11 protein-coding genes are annotated in these 21603 nt (G+C 35.9%); 8 read left to right on the top strand and 3 right to left on the bottom strand.

The window, feature by feature from the left end:
• Window positions 1-30: 30 nt before the first annotated feature.
• The 3 genes from lepA to GSY47_RS23290 form a co-directional block, all read right to left on the bottom strand.
• Window positions 31-1827 carry a translation elongation factor 4 gene (gene lepA / locus GSY47_RS23300; RefSeq protein WP_179004089.1) on the bottom strand — a complete coding sequence of 599 codons (1797 nt, stop codon included), beginning with the start codon at window positions 1825-1827 and terminating at the stop codon, window positions 31-33.
• Window positions 1828-1989: 162 nt separating this feature from the next.
• Window positions 1990-2691: an NUDIX hydrolase gene (locus tag GSY47_RS23295; protein ID WP_179004090.1), complete on the bottom strand. Its 702-nt coding sequence runs from the start codon at window positions 2689-2691 to the stop codon at window positions 1990-1992.
• A 46-nt stretch (window positions 2692-2737) separates the two neighbouring features.
• A complete protein-coding gene (locus GSY47_RS23290) occupies window positions 2738-3454 on the bottom strand; it encodes an NUDIX hydrolase (protein WP_179004091.1) in 717 nt (238 codons plus the stop codon).
• A 581-nt stretch (window positions 3455-4035) separates the two neighbouring features.
• On the opposite strand from GSY47_RS23290, the gene GSY47_RS23285 reads away from it, so the two are divergent.
• The 8 genes from GSY47_RS23285 (at window position 4036) to GSY47_RS23250 (ending at window position 21541) form a co-directional block, all read left to right on the top strand.
• Window positions 4036-7164, top strand: a complete 3129-nt coding sequence (locus GSY47_RS23285) for a SusC/RagA family TonB-linked outer membrane protein (RefSeq protein ID WP_179004092.1) — start codon at window positions 4036-4038, stop codon at window positions 7162-7164.
• A 12-nt stretch (window positions 7165-7176) separates the two neighbouring features.
• Complete coding sequence (locus GSY47_RS23280) at window positions 7177-8751, top strand: RagB/SusD family nutrient uptake outer membrane protein (protein WP_179004093.1); 1575 nt, start codon at window positions 7177-7179, stop codon at window positions 8749-8751.
• A 24-nt stretch (window positions 8752-8775) separates the two neighbouring features.
• Complete coding sequence (locus GSY47_RS23275) at window positions 8776-10143, top strand: hypothetical protein (protein ID WP_246611381.1); 1368 nt, start codon at window positions 8776-8778, stop codon at window positions 10141-10143.
• Between the two features lie 77 nt (window positions 10144-10220).
• Window positions 10221-12704 (top strand): glycoside hydrolase family 2 TIM barrel-domain containing protein, encoded by a 2484-nt coding sequence (locus GSY47_RS23270; protein ID WP_179004095.1) that lies wholly within the window; start codon window positions 10221-10223, stop codon window positions 12702-12704.
• Between the two features lie 127 nt (window positions 12705-12831).
• Window positions 12832-15231, top strand: a complete 2400-nt coding sequence (locus GSY47_RS23265) for a glycoside hydrolase family 31 protein (RefSeq protein WP_179004096.1) — start codon at window positions 12832-12834, stop codon at window positions 15229-15231.
• 190 nt (window positions 15232-15421) lie between these two features.
• Complete coding sequence (locus tag GSY47_RS23260) at window positions 15422-17428, top strand: glycoside hydrolase family 97 protein (RefSeq protein WP_179004098.1); 2007 nt, start codon at window positions 15422-15424, stop codon at window positions 17426-17428.
• A gap of 222 nt (window positions 17429-17650) precedes the next feature.
• Window positions 17651-19216, top strand: coding sequence for a GH39 family glycosyl hydrolase (locus GSY47_RS23255; protein WP_179004100.1), 1566 nt, complete (start codon window positions 17651-17653; stop codon window positions 19214-19216).
• 87 nt (window positions 19217-19303) lie between these two features.
• On the top strand, window positions 19304-21541 hold the full coding sequence (locus GSY47_RS23250; RefSeq protein ID WP_179004102.1) for a glycoside hydrolase family 3 C-terminal domain-containing protein: 2238 nt from the start codon (window positions 19304-19306) through the stop codon (window positions 21539-21541).
• The last annotated feature ends 62 nt before the right edge of the window (window positions 21542-21603 follow it).

Below are 21603 nucleotides of genomic sequence, written 5' to 3'. Positions count from 1 at the left end.
TACTTAGTACTTAAATCTTAATACTAAAGTTTAATCATTCAATTTTAAAACAGCCATAAATGCTTCTTGCGGAATCTCAACGTTTCCTACCTGACGCATACGTTTTTTACCTTTTTTCTGTTTTTCCAGTAATTTACGCTTACGCGAAATATCTCCACCATAACATTTTGCGGTAACGTCTTTACGAAGTGCTTTAATCGTTTCACGAGCAATAATTTTAGCTCCAATTGCAGCTTGAATTGGAATATCAAATTGTTGTCTTGGAATTAACTCACGCAATTTCTCGGTCATTTTTTTACCGATGTTGTAAGCGTTATCTTCGTGAATTAACGCAGAAAGTGCATCTACTGTTTGTGCATTTAAAAGGACATCCAATTTCACTAATTTAGAAGTTCGCATTCCAATTGGAGAATAATCGAAAGAAGCATAACCTTTAGAAACTGTTTTTAAACGATCATAAAAATCAAATACAATTTCTGCCAAAGGCATATCAAAGTTTAATTCAACACGTTCAGTAGTTAAATAAGTTTGATTGGTAATTAAACCACGTTTTTCGATACATAAGCTCATTACGTTTCCAACAAAGTCAGATTTTGTAATGATAGTAGCTTTGATAAATGGCTCTTCAACCCTGTCTAGTTTTGAAGGCTCTGGCAAATCGGATGGATTATTTACGATTAATGGAGTTTCTGGATGTTTTTTAGTATAAGCTAAATAAGAAACGTTAGGAACTGTAGTAATTACAGTCATATCAAACTCACGTTCTAAACGTTCCTGAATGATTTCCATGTGAAGCATTCCTAAGAATCCGCATCGGAAACCAAATCCTAATGCAGCAGAACTTTCAGGAGTAAAAACTAATGAAGCATCATTCAACTGTAATTTTTCCATCGAAGAACGTAAATCTTCATAATCTTCTGTATCAACGGGATAAATTCCGGCAAATACCATTGGTTTTACGTCCTCAAAACCAGTAATCATATTGGTAGTTGGTACTTTCGCATCAGTAATCGTATCACCCACTTTTACTTCACGTGCTTCTTTAATTCCAGAAATCAAATAACCAACATCTCCCGCAGATACTACATTTTTAGGAACCTGGTTTAATTTTAAAGTTCCAATTTCATCAGCAAAATATTCGTTGTCTGTAGCCATGAATTTAATTTTCTGGCCTTTTTTGATTTCACCATTTACAACTCTAAAGATTACTTCGATTCCACGAAATGGATTGTAAACCGAGTCAAAAATCAAAGCTTGTAACGGTTCTTCTGAATTTCCTTTTGGAGCTGGAATTTTTTCGATAATGGCTGCTAAGATATTTTCAACACCAAAACCAGTTTTTCCAGAAGCATGAATAATATCTTCTAATTTACATCCTAATAAATCGATAATATCATCACTAACTTCTTCTGGATTTGCACTTGGTAAATCAACTTTATTCAAAACCGGAATGATTTCTAAGTCGTTTTCTAATGCTAAATATAAATTTGAAATCGTTTGTGCCTGAATACTTTGTGCCGCATCAACAATCAATAAAGCTCCCTCACAGGCAGCAATAGATCTCGAAACTTCATACGAAAAATCTACGTGGCCGGGAGTATCAATTAAGTTTAAGATATATTCCTCGCCTTTGTATTTGTATTCCATCTGAATGGCATGACTCTTAATGGTAATTCCACGTTCACGCTCCAAGTCCATGTTGTCAAGCAATTGTGCTTTTTCTTCACGAGCTGTAACGGTTTGTGTTGCGCCTAATAATCTGTCCGCCAATGTACTTTTACCGTGGTCAATGTGTGCAATAATGCAAAAGTTACGTATCTTCTTCATTTTAATATATCAGTTCTCTAAACGAGTTTTAGTATTTTTTGGGAATAATTCACACCAAAGCAATTGCTTTAAAGCGTGTTATTAAGGCGCAAAGATAGCGCAAAGTTTTGGATTCTGGAATGCTGATCTTAGATAGTTGAAAGATGTGAATTAAAATTGGCATTAATATTCAAAATTAAACCCTTTTTGAGTTAATTTTTTGTACATCTCATCATCAAATTTATAAAGTTTAGCCGCTCTGTGCGAAACGTCTTTTTGCTTTTCATCCAATGCAGTCAAGAGTTTCATGTGCAGAATTTTTCGTCTAAAATTAGATTTGTCCAATTCAATTCCTAGAATTTCTTCATACAAATGCATCAGTTGCAATAGAGTAAATTTTTCAGGAAGAAGGTTAAATCCAATTGGCGCTTGACGCACTCTATTTCTAAGCTGCAATAAACTGAATTCTAAAATTTCATTGTGGTCAAAAATCAGGTCTGGAATTTCATTTATTTTATACCATTTGGCTTCAATAACTTTTAAACTCGCTTTGATATTATAATCTTCTCGATTGACCAAAGTGTAATAACCAATAGTTACGACACGTCTTTCCAAAACACGTTTGGGATTTGTAAAAGCTTTTAACTGCTCTAGATAAATATCTTCCAGTCCAGTAAGTTCCTGCAAAATACGCTGGGCGGCATCGTCGGCACTTTCTTCGCGTTGCAGCCATCCGCCCAGAAGTCCCCATTTACCTTTACTTTCACCTTGTGCGTGCTGCACGAGGAGAACTTCGAGACTCTCTTTGTTAAAACCGAAGAAAACACAGTCAATTGTGATTCCTTCAACAGCTGGTTTGTGGTCGTTAGTAGTTATTTCTGTCAATTTAATATTGTGTTTCGAAGTTTAAAAAGATTTCACGTACTGAAAATTAGAATTCAAAATTAAATCCTTTTTCAGTTAATTTCTTATAGATTTCTGGATCAAATTTGTACAGCTGTGCTGCTCGATGTGAAACATCTTGTTGTTTTTCGTCTAAAGCTACCAAAAGTTTCATGTGAAGAATTTTTCTCCTAAAATTAGGTTTGTCCATCTCGATTCCTAAAATTTCTTCGTACAATCTCATGAGCTGTAATAAAGTAAATTTTTCAGGAAGTAGATTAAATCCGATTGGAGTCTGACGGACTCTATTTCTAAGATGTTTTAAACTGTAGGCCAAGATTTCATTATGATCATAAATCAAATCGGGAATGCTGTTTATTTTATACCATTTGGCGTCTGAAGCCGTAAAACCTGCCTTAATATTGTAATCTTCTCTTTTTACAAGAGCATAATATCCAATTGTAATGACGCGTCTCAGCGGAAAACGATCTGGATCTCCAAAGGCTTTCAGCTGTTCGAGGTAAATATTATCAAGACCAGTCAGCTCATTCAATAATCGATGAGCGGCATTGTCTGTGCTTTCTTTTTTATAAATCCATCCTCCCGGCAGACCCCATTTTCCCTTGCTGATACCTTCACCATGCTGTACCAGTAGTACTTCAAGACTGCCTTTGTCAAAACCAAAAATAACGCAGTCAATCGTGATTGCGTTCATGGCACTGTGCTCATTTTTTGAGGCAGTTTTATCATCTACATTTTCAACCATATTTGAGATAAATTTTGACAAATTAAATAAATAAAATGATTATTAGGCTTCTTCAAAGCTTTATATTTTTTTTAACGTAACAAAAAATTGATAATCAGTTAATTAAAAATGTTCGAAAAATGGGTTTTAAAAATCCTAATTCTTAAACTACTGATTGTCAATTTTATAAAACATTGATTTTCTTATATTTTTTATTTCGATTTCATTTCTCTTTTTACAGCATTGATAAAAATGAAATAGTATTTCTCAGAATTGAAAAAAATTAACCCTAATATTTTGTTAATATAGAAAATTTGTTTTACACTTGTAGTCAAATTTACCATAAGATAAATTCAAATTGACTATAAGTAAAAAAGGCAAAGCTACAACTTAACTTAAACTTACCACAAATGTTTTTTTAGAAATTGATTTTCGAATCGATTTTAATGATAAAAAATAACTGCTTATAGTCTTGCAAGTACTAAATGTTGGAAATGAGATTCAGGCCCTCATTTTTTGACATTAACTGCTTGGGAAGCTTTTCCAGATTTCTCTTAAGGTAGAAATTACTAACTATAACTTAAACTTAATCAATTCTTATTATGAAAAGCAAAAATTGTATTAAAACAACAAAGCTGTCATACTTTATGACAGTGCTGCTTAGCGTATTTATGATGCAGTTTGGATTTGCACAAGAATCCAAAACTGTAAGTGGAACAATCACTTCTGCCGAAGACGGATTTGGAGTTCCAGGAGCAACTGTACAAGTACAGGGAACAAAATCGAGTACTATTACCGATTTTGATGGAAAATATAAAATTGAAGCCAAAACAGGCGATGTTTTAGTATTCACTTTTGTGGGATTTAAAACACAGAATATTAAGGTTGGCGATCAAAAAATAGTCAACGCGGTTTTACAGCCAGAAACAGCAGAACTTAAAGAAGTTGTGGTTATTGGATATGGTTCTCAAAAGAAAACCTTGGTTACAAATGCTGTAACTCAGGTTAGTGGAGAAAACCTAACAAAAACAAATACTACCAATGCGCTTCAGGCACTTCAAGGTCAGGCGGCGGGTCTTCAAATTACTTCTACTTCTGGCCAACCGGGAGAAAGCCTGAATGTAGTAATTAGAGGAGTTGGTTCAACAGCAGGAAGTAATCCGCTTTATGTTGTTGACGGCGTACTTACAGGGGATATTTCGTATTTGAATAACTCTGATATCGAATCTATTTCTGTTTTAAAAGATGCAGCTTCGGCAGCAATTTACGGTTCACAAGCTTCAAATGGAGTGGTGTTGGTTACAACAAAAAAAGGAAAACGTGGTGCAACTGGACAAATCACATTCGATCAATACTATGGCGTTCAGTCAGTAGCTAGAAAAGTAGATTTGCTGGATGCTAGGGAATATGCAACAATATTAAATGAAGCAAGAGTAAACTCGGGTAATACACCGTATTTTACAAATGCTCAAATTGCAGGAATGGGTTCTGGAACCAACTGGATGGATAAAATGCTGACAGATAATGCGGCTACAAAAAATTTCTCTTTTGGGGCTTCAGGCGGTTCTGAGACTTCTGTTTATTCAGCTTCTTTGTCTTACTTAGGGCAAGAAGGTGTTGTAGGAGGACCAGACTTATCTAACTATGAGCGTTATAATTTCAGATTCAATTCAGAACATAAATTATACAAAGATGTTGTGACAATTGGAGAAAACCTGAGTTTTGCTTACATTGACAGAAACGGAATTGGTGTTGGAAATCAATATAACAACTCTTTAAGAGGTGCTTTTCAAGCAACACCTTTACTGCCAATGTATGATGCTAACGGAAACTACTTTGATACTTCAGGAAGTACAGAGCCTTGGTTAACTGGTGTAGCAAATCCTTATGCTTTAATGGTGTACAATAATCAAAATGAAAGCAACAGCCAAAAATTATTAGGAAATGTGTACTTGCAGATCCAGCCAGTTAAAAACCTGACTTTTAGAACTACTTTGGGTCTTGACTATAATGTTAGTGAAGGACATTCTTATTCTCCAATTTATCGATTATCAATTTATGCTAACAACGCTTTTGACAGAGTAAATCAGAACATGAATAAAAGCAGAAGCATCAACTGGGATAACTTGTTGACATATAAATTTAATGTAGCAGATAATCATCATTTTGAAGCTATGGCTGGTACATCTTATATTAATTACAATACAACTTCTATAGAAGCAGCCAATGCAGATTCTGTTTTTAATGACCTAGAACACGCATGGATTGATAACACTACCAATAAAGACGGTGCGAGAATGTCTATGAAAGGAAGTAAGTTTGAGAATGTTTTAATGTCTTACTTTGGAAGATTAAATTATAATTACCAAGAAAAGTATTTATTAAATGCTACTCTTAGAGCAGATGGTTCTTCAAAATTTGCACAAGGAAATCAGTGGGGTTATTTCCCGTCAGTTTCTGGAGGATGGGTTGCTTCAAATGAAGAATTCTTAAAAGATTCAAAAGTATTCAACTTCCTTAAATTTAGAGCAAGCTGGGGACAAGTAGGAAACCAGAGTATTAGATCTTTCCAATTTTTATCTTTAATAAAATCTAATAATACAAACTACAGTTTTGGCGATAAAGAAGGGGTACTTACACCAGGTGCATATCCTCAAAACATTGCAAACCCTGATCTAAAATGGGAAACTTCAGAGCAAATTGACCTTGGGTTTGATGCAAGATTTTTGGACAATGCATTAAGCGTGAACTTTGATGTGTATAAAAAAACAAACAAAGACTGGCTTATTTTAGCTCCAATCTTGGCAACTGCTGGTGCTGATGCTCCATTTATTAACGGAGGAGATGTGGTTAATAAAGGAGTTGAGTTAAGTTTAAACTATCAGAATAAAATTGGAGATTTTAATTACAGCGTAAGTGCAAATGGTGCTTATAATAAAAATACGGTTGGGTCAATTCCAAATGCAGATGGAATTATCCACGGTTTAAATGGCGAACTTTACGATAACTCAGGGGAGTTTTATAGAGCAGAAAACGGATATCCATTAGGATATTTCTGGGGATATAAAACAGGAGGAGTTTTCCAAAACCAAGCACAGATTGACAATTACAAATCGGCTAACGGAGTAGTTTTACAGCCAAATGCTGCACCTGGAGATTTGATTTATGTAAACACAAATGGAGATGATAAAATCGATGCCTCAGACAAAACAAGCATCGGAAATCCAAACCCTGATTTTACTTACGGATTCTCTCTATCAGCTAGTTATAAAGCTTTCGATTTTTCGCTTAATGCAAATGGAGTAGCTGGAAACCAAATCGTACAATCGTACAGAAATCAGGCAAATACTTACGGAAATTATACTTCGGCAATATTAAGCCGTTGGCACGGAGAAGGTTCTTCGAACACAATGCCAAGAGTAACAGAGGATAATAGAAACTTTACTCAATTCTCTGATCTATACGTTCAGGATGGAGATTTCTTAAGAATCAACACCGTAACATTAGGATTTGATTTAGCAAAAATGAAACATTCAAAACCATTTTTTGCAAGTCAGTTTAGAATGTATTTCTCAGTATTGAATCTTTACACTTTCACAAAGTATGACGGAATGGATCCTGAAATAGGATTTGGTTCTTCTAATGATGATCAAAAGTTTTCATCAGGGGTTGATGTGGGTTACTATCCAAGACCAAGAACATTTATGTTAGGTCTAAATGTTAAACTTTAATACATAAAAAAAATGAAAAAGACTTATTTATATATTTTCTGTTTGAGTTTACTTTCTCTTGGTTCTTGCAGTCTAGAAACAGAACCTCTTACACAACAGACAGATGGAAATTTTTATAAAACTACAGATGATGCATACGCAGCATTAGTTGGTTGTTATGATGGAATGCAGGTGGCGACAGGAGCTTCTGGTCTAGGAGTTCCAGTAATTAGTGAAGTAATGTCTGATGATTGTTTTGGAGGAACAGGAAATTCAGACGGTTACAATTATGCTGCTATCGATGAGTTTAACATTCAACGTTCACCATCTGATATTGATATGCTGAACGGTAACTGGATCGCATACTATAAAGCGCTTTATCGTTGTAATGTTTTATTGTCAAAAATGGATCAGATTGACTGGAAAGGCGATACTACTTTAAGAAATACTTATGAGTCTGAAACAAGATTTATCAGAGCTTACTTGTATTTTGAAATGGTTCGTTTATGGGGAAATATTCCTTTATTGACTAAGCCTTCAACAGAAAATATTCCTCAGGCAGCGCCAGAAGAAGTCTATAAAGTAATTGCAGAAGATTTAGTTTTTGCTTCAGATCATTTACCATCGTCAGCTTACAGCGCAACAGTTAGCGGACGTATTACAAAATGGGCAGCAAAATCTTTACTTGGTCGTGTTTACTTGTACTACACAGGATATTATGGCAAAACGGATTTAGCAGGAGTAGTGACTAAAGCACAAGCTTTGGCACATTTAGAAGATGTGGTAGCATCTAGCGGACACGGTTTATTAGAGGATTTCTCTACATTATGGCCGGCAGCTTCTGTTGACAAATATGCAGGTGAAGCGAATAAAGAAATCGTATTTTCTATAAAATATACTTACACGAGTGATTATAATGGAAATACTGATGGAAACCATTGGCTGGTAATGTTTGGAATGAGAGAATTCTCTTCTTATCCGTACGGACGTGGCTGGGGTATAACAGTGAATTCTAAATTATGGAATGCTTATGCTGCTAATGATACAAGACGTGTTTCAACAGTAATTGGAATCGCAGAAGAAAAAATCCCATTCGATAAAATAAACAATCAGCGTGAGTATACAGGTTACTACAACAAAAAATATACTCCAATGGTAGATAAAGATGGAAAAGATCTTCCATTAACGATGGGAAGCCAGTTCTGGGATATCAGTCAGTTTCAGGATTATGTAGTGTTAAGATATGCTGATGTACTTTTAATGGCGGCAGAATTAGGAAGCGGAAATGCACAAGCTTACTTTGATGATGTTAGAAGAAGAGCGTACAAAACAGCTTTTAATTCTATTCCAGTTAATTATGACAACATAATGAACGAAAGACATTTAGAATTTGCTCTAGAAGGAGTTAGATATTGGGATTTACTGCGTCAAGGAATTGGAAAAGCATCTTCAACCATTGCGGAGACTACAACTTTGTTAAATGGAGGTGTGCAGACTACAAAAACAATTTCTACAGTAAATATCCAAAACACAAAAGGATTACAGCAAATTCCAAATACTCAGATTACATTATCTAATGGAGTATTGAAACAAAATGCAGGCTGGTAGTTTTTTAATTTAAAAAGTAAAAAAATGAAAAATATAAAAGTATTAATTACGACATTTTTGATGCTGGCAATGCTGGTATCGTCTTGCTCGCCTGACAGCTATTCTCTAGATGGCGCGATGGATAAATCGGATATACATTTTGAAATTACTCAGGATCTTGCAACAGATCCAGGAGGAAATACAGTAATCTTGAAAAATACTACTCCAGGTGTTATTTTAAACTGGGATTACGTAACAGGAAAATCAGATAAAGCCGTTGAAACTGTTAAATATGCTTTCAAAGGAAATTATACGATAAAAATCTCGGCAGTTACCGGTGGAGGAATCGTAGAACTTGATCCAGTTACCATAACAGTAACTCAGGACAACTTAAATTATGTAAATGATCCGCTTTGGACTGCATTATCTGGAGGAGTAGGAAAACAAAAAGTTTGGATTGCAGATAATGGTAAATATGGTATGGCTCCTGGAGCAATGTCTTATGCTGATCCTAGCACTACAGTGGAGTGGGGTAATTTTACGCCAAACTGGGAACCAGAAGGAAATGCTAATTCAAGTACAGATGCCGATATGCATTGGGGAAGAACCATGACTTTCAGTCTTGAAGGCGGTCCATTTATGAAAATTAATGAAGCTGACGGAACACTTAAAGAAAGCGGTACTTATTTCTTAGATATCAATGCACATACTTTAACAACAACAGGAGCAACAATTTTAAGACCAGACAATTATATTGCAAATGCAAGTAACTGGACAAATAATATTAAAATATTAAAACTTACTGAAAACCAATTAAGAATCGCTATTATGAGAACTAATAGCGAAGGACCATGGTGGTATATCTGGAATTTTGTTTCTAAAGAATATGCAGACAACTATGTACCGCCTGTTACTGGGCCAAGTTACGATGAAGGTTTTGATCCAACTTTTGCTTCTGGTGAATTGTTAAAAATGATTACAGGCGGAGTTGGTTCAGGAAGAGTTTGGAGTTTAGACGGAAATGGAAACCCAGTTGACTGGATTGGAAAAGGAAAAGGATGGACTACAGGCGCTTCAAGTTCTTATAACTGGGGCTGGAATGATGATTGGACTGCAGCTGCAGGCAATTCATGGATTCGTTTTGATCAATTTGGTGGTAAACTAAATTATACTAGAAGCCAAAACGGCGTAGTAACAACTGGATTATTTACAATAGATGAAGAGAAAAATGAAATTAATTTAGGAACAAATACACTGATTCAAAATCCAGACAGCTGGATGAATCCGACTGTAAGTGTTATTAAAGTGGTAAAAGCTTTCAATAATGATTATCTCCAAAAAGGGATTTGGTTCGGAACATCTTATGATGCAGGAAAAGATGAATGGTTTGTATTTCATTACATAATTCCCTAAAAATTAATATCTTTCAGTTTAAAAATAACATGAAAGCAGGATTAAACTGCTTTCATGTTATTAAAATTTAGAATACTATGTTGCAGCTAACTTCGTGTAAAAAACTAGGATTATTATTGGTGTGTGCCCTTTTATTAACGGCATGCAAATCATCAACAGACGAAAAATTCAATAGCAGAAAAATTTCTTTTAATGCAGATTGGAGTTTTCATTTGAATGATAGCATAATCGATAAAGATACCATTGGAGCTTCGACAAAATGGAGAACTTTAGATGTGCCGCACGATTGGAGCATCGAAGGAAAATTTGATGAAAAAAGTCCGGCAGGTTATGGAGGCGGAGCGTTAAACGGAGGTTTAGGCTGGTACAAAAAAACATTCAAAGTCGCTGCAGAAGACAGCACCAAAATTACTTCGATTACTTTTGACGGTGTTTACAAAGACAGTGAAGTCTGGATAAACGGTCATTATTTAGGAAAACGTCCAAACGGATATATTGGTTTTCAATATGACATGTCGACATATTTAAATTACGGAGACAAAAACAACGAAATAATTGTTAAGGTTGACAATTCAAAACAACCCAATTCACGCTGGTATTCCGGTTCGGGAATTTTTAGAAATGTCTGGATCGAAACTACAGATAAACTTCACGTAGGACAATGGGGAACGTATATTACAACTCCAAAAGTTACAGCCAAAAAAGCTTCCGTTAATTTTGAAACAACTATCAAAAATCAATATGCTGAAGAAAAAAAGGCAACAGTAACTACAACTATTTTTAAAGAAGAGACTAAAGTAACATCGGTTACTCAAAATATAACAATTGGTGCCAATGCCAATCAAATCGTAAAACAATCGGCAGAAGTTGAAACGCCGATTTTATGGTCGGTTGAAAAACCAGAATTATATACAGCCGTTACCGAAATTTCGCTTGACGATAAAATCATCGATCAATACAAAACCAATTTCGGAATCAGAGATTTTAAATTCGATTTGAACAAAGGTTTTATTCTGAACGGAAAACAAGTCAAAATAAAAGGTGTTTGTTTGCATCATGATTTAGGTCCGTTAGGTGCGGCGATTAATACTCGTGCGATCGAACGTCAGTTAGAGATTATGAAAGAAATGGGTGTAAACGGAATTAGAACCTCACACAATCCGCCTGCTCCAGAGCTTTTAGATTTATGTGATAAAATGGGCTTCATTGTCATGGACGAAGCTTTCGATATGTGGAAACAAACCAAAACCAAATACGACTACGGAAACGATTGGGACAAATGGCACAAAAAAGATCTAATAGATCAATTGCTTCGAGACCGAAATCATCCAAGTATTTTTGTTTGGAGCATCGGAAATGAAATCCCAGAACAATGGAATGAAAAAGGAATTGAGATTGCTACAGAATTAGCTGCAATTACGCGTCAATATGATAAAACGCGTCCGTTGACCGCAGCGATGAATCCGCCAGTAAACATGAATATTGATGCGGTAACGTTACAATTTGAGAAACAAAATGTATCGATTAATCCGCTTGCTGGATCGGGTGTTTTAGATTTAATAGGCTACAATTATGCGCATCAAACGTATGAACATCATTTAAAAAACTTTCCAAATACGCCATTCATTGCAACCGAAACGACTTCAGGTTTGCAGACAAGAGGTTATTATGATGCGGTTTCAGATACGATCAAAAAATGGCCGGTTAGTTGGGATAAAAAATTTGAAGGAGGAAATCCTGGAAATACGGTTTCAGCGTACGATCAAGTCCAAACTCCTTGGGGTTCAACGCACGAAGCAACTTGGAAAGTCATTAAAAAACACGATTTCCTTTCAGGAATGTACATCTGGACAGGTTTCGATTATATCGGAGAACCAACACCTTACGAATGGCCGTCTATCAGTTCTTATTTCGGAATTGTAGATTTAGCCGGTTTCCCGAAAGACGTGTATTATATGTACCAAAGTGAATGGACAGATAAAACCGTTCTTCATATTTTCCCGCATTGGAACTGGAAAGCTGGACAAACTGTTGATGTTTGGGCGTATTACAATAAAGCCGATGAGGTGGAACTTTTCGTAAACGGAAAATCAGTTGGAAAAAGAAGCAAAAAAGGAGACGATTTACACGTAATGTGGAGAATTCCTTTTGAAGCTGGAACTCTAAAAGCCATTTCTCGTAAAGATGGAAAAGTGGTTTTAGAAAAAGAAATCAAAACGGCTGGAAATCCTTCGCAATTAAAATTAACTGCTGACAGAAGTACCATCAAAGCTGATAAAAATGATTTGTCATTTATTACAGTTGATATTCTAGATGCTAATGGAACTTTGGCTCCAAACGCGAATAACGAAATCAACTTCTCTTTAAAAGGAAACGGAAAAATTGTAGGTGTTTGCAGCGGAGATCCAGTTAGTCACGAATCGTACAAAGGAACTAAACATACGGCTTTGGCTGGAAAATGTTTGGTTGTGATACAATCTGGAGATGCATCAGGTAGATTAGAATTAACCGCTAAAGCGAATGGCTTAAAACAAGCTACAATTGTAATAACAACAGAATAATGACATAGCGCTCCTGCAAGGTTTTTCAAACCTTGTAGGTGTTTTTATAGTTTAAGTAGGAAAAAAAAATATACCTACAAGGTTTGAAAAACCTTGCAGGAGAACTAACATCTAGAATTATTAACCAATGAAAAACTCACAATTAACCGCATTAGTTTCTGCTTTTGTTTTGGGATTTCTAGCTGTGCCAAAAGCGACAGCACAAATTCAAAACGCAGATGTACTGAATGCTCCAATCGATATCAGTAAAGATTTTCAGAACTATCTGAATACTTTTTATTTCGCAGACGAATTGGCTTCTTTTGATCCAGCAACGGGAAAAGGAACCATTAAGTATCTGCGATACAATTATAAAACACGTCAGGCTTTCAACAACATGATGATGAAACCCGATGTAGAAAAAGCAAACGAATTCCCGACAACAGAATATGCAGAATCTCCTGTTTTGCCTTTCGAAATTCAGTTTGTTTCAGATAGAACGGTTCGTATTAAAACCACTTCTGGGCCACAATTTCATCCGCAAAAAGAATCCTTGATGTTGGTTGACGGCGTTGCGCCAAATCATCCTGAATTATGGAAATATGCTAAAATAGAAGGCGGTCACAGCTACACAAGTAAACATGGACGAGTTGAAATTTTGACAAAACCTTGGCACGTAAAAATCTACGATGAAAAAGGAAAATTACTGACAAGCACACTTCACGATACCGATTTTAAAAATACATACACACCGACACTTCCGTTTTCTTACGTTCGCAGAAACAGCGATTATTCAAGAAGTATGGGAGCGGCTTTCAGTTTAGAGCCGGACGAAAAAATATTTGGTTGTGGTGAATCATTTACACAATTCAACAAACGCGGTTCAAAAGTAGTTTTATGGACGGATGACGCTAACGGAATCCAAAACGAAACGATGTACAAACCGATTCCGTTTTACATGAGCAGCCGTGGTTACGGCGTTTTCATGCACCATTCAACACCAATTACGGTTGACTTTGGAAAGTATTTCTCAAGTGCCAACGAAATGTACATTGGAGACGACGAAGCCGATTTATTTTTCTTTATCGGAGAACCAAAAGATATCTTAGATCAATACACAAATCTGACTGGAAAAGCGGCAATGCCACCACTTTGGTCATTCGGTTTCTGGATGAGTAGAATCACTTATTTCTCTGAAAAAGAAGGAAGAGAAGTAGCCAGAGATTTGCGTAAATACAAAATTCCAACGGATGTTATTCACTTTGATACAGGCTGGTTTGATGTAGATTGGAGAAATAATTACGAGTTTGCAAAATCTCGTTTCCCAGATGCTACAAAAATGATGGCTGATTTAAAGAAAGACGGTTTCCAGGTTTGTCTTTGGCAATTGCCTTATTTCACGCCAAAGAACACTTTATTTCCTGAAATCATGGATAAAAATTTAGCCGTAAGAGACAGAAAAGGAAATCTTCCGTACGAAGATGCTGTTTTAGATTTCTCAAATCCAGAAACAATTACTTGGTACCAAGGAAAATTGAAAAAGTTATTTGATGAAGGTGTTGCGGTTTTCAAAGTAGATTTTGGAGAAGCAGCTCCGCCAGACGGAATTTATCATTCGGGAAGAACAGGTTTTTATGAGCATAATTTATATCCATTACGATACAATAAAGCAGTTGCAGAAATCACTCAGAAAGAAAAAGGATATACTTTAATTTGGGCAAGAAGTACTTGGGCAGGATCACAGCGTTACCCTTTACATTGGGGAGGAGATTCTGAAACTACCAACGGCGCAATGTCGGCAGAATTACGCGGCGGACTTTCATTAGGATTAAGCGGATTCAGTTTCTGGAGTCATGATGTTGGAGGTTTCGCAACAAAATCTCCTGAGAATATTTACAGAAGATGGACACCATTCGGAATGTTTACTTCACACGTAAGAAGCCACGGAGAACCGCCTCGCGAACCTTGGTTGTACAGCAAAGAATTCTTGGAAGGATTTAGAAAAGCAGATAATATGCGTTACGAATTAATGCCATATATCTACGCTCAGGCAAAAGAAAGTTCTCAAAAAGGTTTACCAATGATGCGTGCTCTTTTTGTAGAATATCCAAACGATCCGGGAGCTTGGTTAGTAGATAATGAATATTTATTTGGTTCAAGTATGTTGGTGGCACCACTTTTTGAAGAAGTTGAAGAAAGAGACGTTTACCTTCCAGAAGGAACTTGGATCGATTATCAAACTAAAAAAGTGTACCAATCTGGCTGGCATAAAATCAAAGCTGGTGAAGTGCCAATTGTAGTTTTAGTAAAAGACGGAACTGCAATTCCGCACATTGGTTTAGCGCAGTCTACAAAAGATATGGATTGGAGCAAATTGACATTAAAAGTATTTGCAAGCGATAAAACCACTTCGGCAATAGCCAAAGTATTTTTACCAGAAGGTGATGCTGTTCAGGAAATAAAAGTGAACAAAAACGGAAACAATTTCGAGGTAGCTGTAAATCCATTAAACGGAAAAACCACTTTTAAAACGGAGTGGGCAAAATAAGAAAGTCAGCCACGAATTCACGAATTTAATTTATGATATTCGTGAATTCGTGGCTAAAAATAATGCCACAGATTAAAAGGTTAAAATTAAAAATCAGCTTAATCTGCCAAATCTGCGGGAGAAAAATAAAAAAATCCTTTTATCCCGATAGCTATCGGGAGTGGCTAAAAAAAATATAATACCAAAAAACATGAAAAACTATCTAATTCTCCCAGCCGTATTGTTTTCGATAGCAATAGGCTACAGTCAAAAAACGAAAAGCGCTTACGAACTGGCATCGCCAAATGGAAAAAACAAAATCAAATTTGAGCTGGTAAAAAATGCTCCAAAATATGCCGTTTCTCACGGAAAAACAGAAGTGATTTCTCCGTCAGATATGGGATTTGTACTGAAAGGAAATGAAGACTTAAGTTCGAACTTTGAAATAAAAGGAGCCAAAACTTCTACGTTTGACGAGACTTGGGAACAAGTTTGGGGAGAAAAGAAAAACATCAGAAATCACTACAATCAATTGGTAGTCGATTTACAGCAGAAAACAGGAAACAAAAGAAAACTGCAGATTCAGTTTCGTGCTTTTGACGATGGAGTAGCTTTTAGATATGTGTATCCAAAACAAAATGTAAAAGACAGTATTTTCATCATGGATGAAAAAACGACTTTCAATTTAAAGGAAGATGGAAAAGCATGGTGGATTCCTGCAAACCGACCAGATCGTGACGAATATTTATTTAAAGATGCACCAGTAAGTACATTAGATACTGTTTTAACTCCATTAACAATCGAAAGCAAAAGCGGATTAGCGTTAAGTTTCCATGAAGCAAACCTAATCGATTTTGCGAGTATGACTTTGGTAAACACAAAAGGAACAGAATTAAAATCTGATTTAGTGCCTTGGGCTGATGGCGTTAAAGTTCGTGTAAAAGATACTTTCACATCTTCTTGGAGAACTCTTCAAATTGGAGAAAATGCAGGTGAATTGATTACTTCTTATTTGGTTTTAAACTTAAATGAACCGAACAAATTAAAAAACACCAACAATTATTTCAAACCTTACAAATATTTAGGAATTTGGTGGGGAATGCACATCGGAAAATATACTTTCTGGGAAAGCGAGAAACAAGGAGCAACAACTAAACACGCTGAAGAATATATTGATTTTACAGCAAAAGAAGGTTTTCATCATTTGTTGATTGAAGGATGGAACAAAGGCTGGACACCAGCTTGGTATGAAAACCGTATGCATATGTTCAGCTTTACGAAAAGTGCTGATAATTTCGACTTAGAAAAAGTAGTAGAATACGGGAAGAAAAAGAACATCGAATTAATTGGATATCACGAAACGGGCTCAAACTTAATTAACTATTTAAAAGAAGTTGATGAAGGTTTTGCTTTATACAAAAAATTGGGAATTCATACTGTAAAAATCGGCCACGTTGGTTCTAAATTGAATATGAAACAAATGCACTTCGGGCAGTTTGGAGTAAATTATTTCAGATATATTTTAGAAAAAGCAGCGCAATACGATTTAGCAGTTTTATACCACGAATCGATAAAAGATACAGGAGAAAGAAGAACTTTTCCAAATATGGTTTCAAGAGAAGCAGCGCGTGGACAAGAATATAACGCTTGGAGCGAAGGAAATCCGCCGAACCATTTAAGTATTATTCCGTTTACAAGATTACTTTCTGGCCCAATGGATTTCACGCCTGGAATTTTTGATGTTGAGGTAAAACAAGGTTATCCAGGAAAAAGAATTCAGGGAACAGTTGGACAGCAATTGGCATTGTATGTAACGATTTATTCTCCAATTCAAATGTTGGCAGATCTTCCAGAAAATTACGAAGGAAAACCAGCGTTGCAATTCTTAAAAGATGTTCCGACAGATTGGGAAGACACTAAAATCTTAGAAGGTAAAATTGGTGAATACATCACAACAGCAAGAAAAGACAGAAACAGCGCTGACTGGTATTTAGGAACTCTAACAAATGAAAAACCAAGAAATGTAGAAGTTTCATTATCATTCTTAGATCCAAACGCCACTTACGAAGCACAGATTTATGTTGATGCTGAAGGAACAGATCAAACACACAATCCAGAAGCAGTTGCAATTTCGAAGAAAACTGTAAAAGCTTCAGATAGATTACAATTGAAATTAGGCGGAGCTGGCGGTGGAGCGGTTCGTTTTAAAAAGTTGTAGATATTAATAGAATAAAATATTTAGCCACAGATTAATAATGATTAAAAAGATTTTTATGTTCTCGCAGATTTAGCAGATTTTTTATTCTAATTCTGTGTAAATAAAATATAGACACAGTTTAAAAAGATTTAAATCTCCCTAATCTGCTAAATCTGCGAGAGAAAGGAAAAAAATCCTTTAGAATCCTATTAATCTGTGGCAAAAAATAAACACCATTTTCAGATGAAAAAACTTTTAACCATAGCAACATTTTTATTTAGTTCAATCTATTTATTTGGACAAAATGAAAGCCGAATCATAAAAGTTGATTATAAAAAAGAAGCAGGAAAATTAAACACCATGTTCAAAGAATGCATTGGAGCCGGAAGAGCAAACGAAGGTCTTCGTGCAGACTGGCAGCAACAATTGGCATTGGTGAAAAAAGAATGCGATTTTAAATACATCCGTTTTCATGGTTTATTGACAGATGATATGGCTGTTTATCGTGAAGACGAAAAAGGAAATCCAGAATACAATTACCAATATGTTGATGTTCTATTCGATTTTATTGTAAGTCTGAAAATGAAACCGTTTGTAGAATTAGGTTTTATGCCCAATGCTTTAGCAAGCGCAAAAGAAACGATTTTCTGGTGGAAGGGAAACGTAACACCTCCAAAAGATTATAAAAAATGGGAAGATTTAATTAGAAATCTAACAGCTCACTTTAAGGAACGTTACGGAGATGAAGAAGTAAAAACGTGGTATTTTGAAGTCTGGAATGAACCGAATTTATCACCAGGTTTTTGGAGCAGTACTCAGGAAGAATATTATAAATTATACGATTACGCTGTTCGAGGCGTAAAAGCAGTAAACAAGGATTACAAAGTAGGCGGGCCGGCAACAGCCGGTGCGGCATGGGTTCCGGAAACAATTGATTTTTGCGCTAAAAATAATGTCCCAATTGATTTTATCTCGACACACGCTTATGGAGTGAAACACGGATATTTGGACGAATTCGGAACTTCGGGAACGATATTAAGTAAGGATGAATTTAGCGTAAGTGGAGAAATCATAAATTCACGCAAACAGATTACAGAATCGGTTAAACCGAATTTAGAATTGCATTATACAGAGTGGAGTTCTTCTTATACGCCAGCAGATCCAATTCACGATAGCTATCATTCGGCAGCGTATATTTTGCAGAAATTAAAGCAAGTCGGCAATGCGGCAAATTCTATGTCATATTGGGTTTTTACGGATATTTTTGAAGAAGCAGGACCAAGATTTACGCCTTTTCACGGCGGTTTCGGATTATTGAATACGCAGGGAATTAAAAAGCCGGCCTATTTCTCTTATTATTTAATGAATAAATTAGGAGAAACAGAACTTCAAAATTCGGATAAAGCTTCTTGGACAGCTAAAAATGCAAAAGGAGATGTTCAGGTTTTATTGTGGGATTTTACAAATACGCATCCAGGCGATAAAGAATTGAATCAAACGTATTATATAAAAGACCTTCCTTCAAAAGAAAAAGGAAAAGTAAAAGTGGAAGTTGACGGAATGCAGAAAGGAAAATACCTTTTAGAAATTTACAAAGTGGGTTATAAAGTAAATGACGCTTTCGCGGATTATCTTGCGATGAACAAGCCGAGTCAGTTAACACGTCAACAAGTAAATTCAATAAAAGAGAAAAATAACGGCGCACCCATTTCGACAGAAAAAATTACAATTGACGGAAAAGGAACTTTCAGCAAGGAATTTAAAATCAATGAAAATGATGTTGTGATGCTGAATTTAATTAAACAATAAAAAAGAACCACAAACATAATATTAACGAATTTAAAGATGAGAGGTGAGGAATCAAAAATCTTTAAATCACAAAACACCTAACTATCTATGAAAAACAAAATGATGTTCCTTTCAGCAGCTCTAGTTTTTGCATTGTTTACTTCTTGTAAAAATGATGCGCAGACAACGGCTTCAAGTTCGGCAGAAACCGAAGAATATGTTGGAAAAGAAATAAGCACTGACCATGATGCAGAAATCGACAAATTGATTTCGCAGATGACATTAGAAGAAAAAATCGGAATGCTTCACGGGAACAGTATGTTTGCCAATGCAGGCGTAAAACGTTTAGGAATTCCAGAATTAAAAATGGCCGATGGTCCGTTGGGAGTTCGTGAGGAAATTTCAAGAGACAATTGGGCTCCGGCAGGATGGACAAACGATTTTGCAACGTACTATCCAGCAGGAGGTGCTTTGGCCGCAACTTGGAACGCAGAAATGGCACATACTTTTGGAACCAGTTTAGGAGAAGAATTACGAGCAAGAGACAAAGACATGTTGCTTTCGCCAGCCATCAATATGGTACGAACACCGCTTGGAGGAAGAACTTACGAATACATGTCTGAAGATCCGTTTTTGAACAAAAAAATTGCAGTGCCTTTGATTGTTGGTTTACAGGAAAAAGACGTAATGGCGTGTGTAAAACATTACGCGGCAAACAATCAGGAGACAAATCGTGATTTTGTAGATGTACAAATTGACGAGCGTACACTTCGTGAAATTTATCTTCCAGCTTTTGAAGCTTCGGTAAAAGAAGCAAAAGCATACAGTATCATGGGTGCTTACAATAAATTCAGAGGAGAATATTTATGTGAGAACGATTATATGTTGAATAAAATTCTTCGTGACGAATGGGGATTTAAAGGTATTGTAGTTTCAGATTGGGCTGCGGTGCATTCTACAGCAAAATCTTTAAAAAGCGGTTTAGATATTGAAATGGGAACACCAAAACCTTTCAATGAATTTTTCTTAGCCGATAAATTAATTGCTGCGGTTAAATCTGGAGAAGTTTCTGAGAAAGAAATTGATCTTCATGTAAAAAGAATTTTAAGAACATTGTTTCAAGTTAAGGCAATGGGAGGCGGAACTCGTGCAAAAGGAAGCATCGCAACCGAAGCACATTACCAAGACGCTTACAAAATTGCAGCTGAAGCAATCGTATTATTGAAAAACGAAAACAATGCATTGCCATTAAAACTGGACGGAGTTAAATCTATTGCCGTTATCGGAAACAATGCAACAAAGAAAAACGCTCTTGGCGGATTTGGAGCCGGTGTAAAAACAAAAAGAGAAGTTACACCGCTTGAAGGTCTTAAAAATAGATTGCCTTCATCAGTTAAAATCAATTATGCGGAAGGATACTTAGAGCGTTATGATAAAAAGAACAGAGGAAATTTAGGAAATATTACCGCTAATGGTCCGGTAACAATTGACGAACTAGATCCGGCAAAAGTTCAGGAAGCGGTTGATGCAGCTAAAAACTCAGACGTGGCAATCATTTTTGCAGGTTCAAACCGTGATTACGAAACAGAAGCTTCAGACCGTAGAGATTTACACTTGCCTTTTGGACAAGAAGAGTTAATCAAAAAAGTAATAGAAGCTAATCCAAAAACGATTGTCGTAATGGTGGCTGGAGCTCCGTTTGATATTAATGAAGTAAGCAAAAAAACTTCTGCTTTAGTCTGGAGCTGGTTTAACGGTTCTGAAGGTGGAAATGCTTTGGCCGATGTTATTTTAGGAAAAGTAAATCCGTCAGGAAAATTACCTTGGACAATGCCAGTTGCTTTAAAAGATTCTCCAGCGCATGCCACAAACAGTTTCCCTGGAGACAAAGCGGTAAATTATGCAGAAGGACTTTTGATTGGATACCGTTGGTTTGATACAAAAAATGTAGCACCATTATATCCTTTCGGTTACGGATTATCATACACAACTTTTACACTTGATAACGCTAAATCAAATAAAGAATCTTATGCTCAAACAGATGTAATCGAAGTTACTGTTGACGTTAAAAACACAGGAAAAGTAGACGGAAAAGAAGTAGTGCAATTGTATACTTCAAAATCCGATTCTAAAATTACGCGTGCAGCTCAGGAATTAAAAGGATTCAAAAAAGCAGATGTAAAAGCTGGAAGTTCAGAAAAAGTAACGATCAAAATACCAGTAAAAGAATTGGCTTATTACGATGTTGCGTCTAAAAAATGGACAGTTGAACCAGGGAAATATACCATCAAATTGGGAACTTCTTCAAGAGATATTAAAAAAGAAATTCAGGTAACAGTTAAATAAAACTTGTTATTGCTATAAAATAACCAAACTATCAACGCCAGCCCACTACAAGCTGGCGTTGA

This window comes from Flavobacterium quisquiliarum, assembly GCF_019308285.1.
In the GTDB taxonomy this organism is placed as follows: Bacteria; Bacteroidota; Bacteroidia; order Flavobacteriales; family Flavobacteriaceae; genus Flavobacterium; species Flavobacterium quisquiliarum.
The sequence above is the reverse complement of the archived record's forward strand: the minus strand, read 5'-3'. Positions and strand labels throughout refer to the sequence as shown.

Bases quoted from the DNA above. Each gene is read 5' to 3' on its own strand.
- GSY47_RS23275 (WP_246611381.1), top strand. From the start codon at position 8,776: ATGAAAAATATAAAAGTATTAATTACGACATTTTTGATGCTGGCAATG.
- GSY47_RS23260 (WP_179004098.1), top strand. From the start codon at position 15,422: ATGAAAAACTATCTAATTCTCCCAGCCGTATTGTTTTCGATAGCAATA.
- lepA (WP_179004089.1), bottom strand. From the start codon at position 1,827: ATGAAGAAGATACGTAACTTTTGCATTATTGCACACATTGACCACGGT.
- GSY47_RS23265 (WP_179004096.1), top strand. From the start codon at position 12,832: ATGAAAAACTCACAATTAACCGCATTAGTTTCTGCTTTTGTTTTGGGA.
- GSY47_RS23285 (WP_179004092.1), top strand. From the start codon at position 4,036: ATGAAAAGCAAAAATTGTATTAAAACAACAAAGCTGTCATACTTTATG.
- GSY47_RS23270 (WP_179004095.1), top strand. From the start codon at position 10,221: ATGTTGCAGCTAACTTCGTGTAAAAAACTAGGATTATTATTGGTGTGT.
- GSY47_RS23250 (WP_179004102.1), top strand. From the start codon at position 19,304: ATGAAAAACAAAATGATGTTCCTTTCAGCAGCTCTAGTTTTTGCATTG.
- GSY47_RS23280 (WP_179004093.1), top strand. From the start codon at position 7,177: ATGAAAAAGACTTATTTATATATTTTCTGTTTGAGTTTACTTTCTCTT.
- GSY47_RS23290 (WP_179004091.1), bottom strand. From the start codon at position 3,454: ATGGTTGAAAATGTAGATGATAAAACTGCCTCAAAAAATGAGCACAGT.
- GSY47_RS23255 (WP_179004100.1), top strand. From the start codon at position 17,651: ATGAAAAAACTTTTAACCATAGCAACATTTTTATTTAGTTCAATCTAT.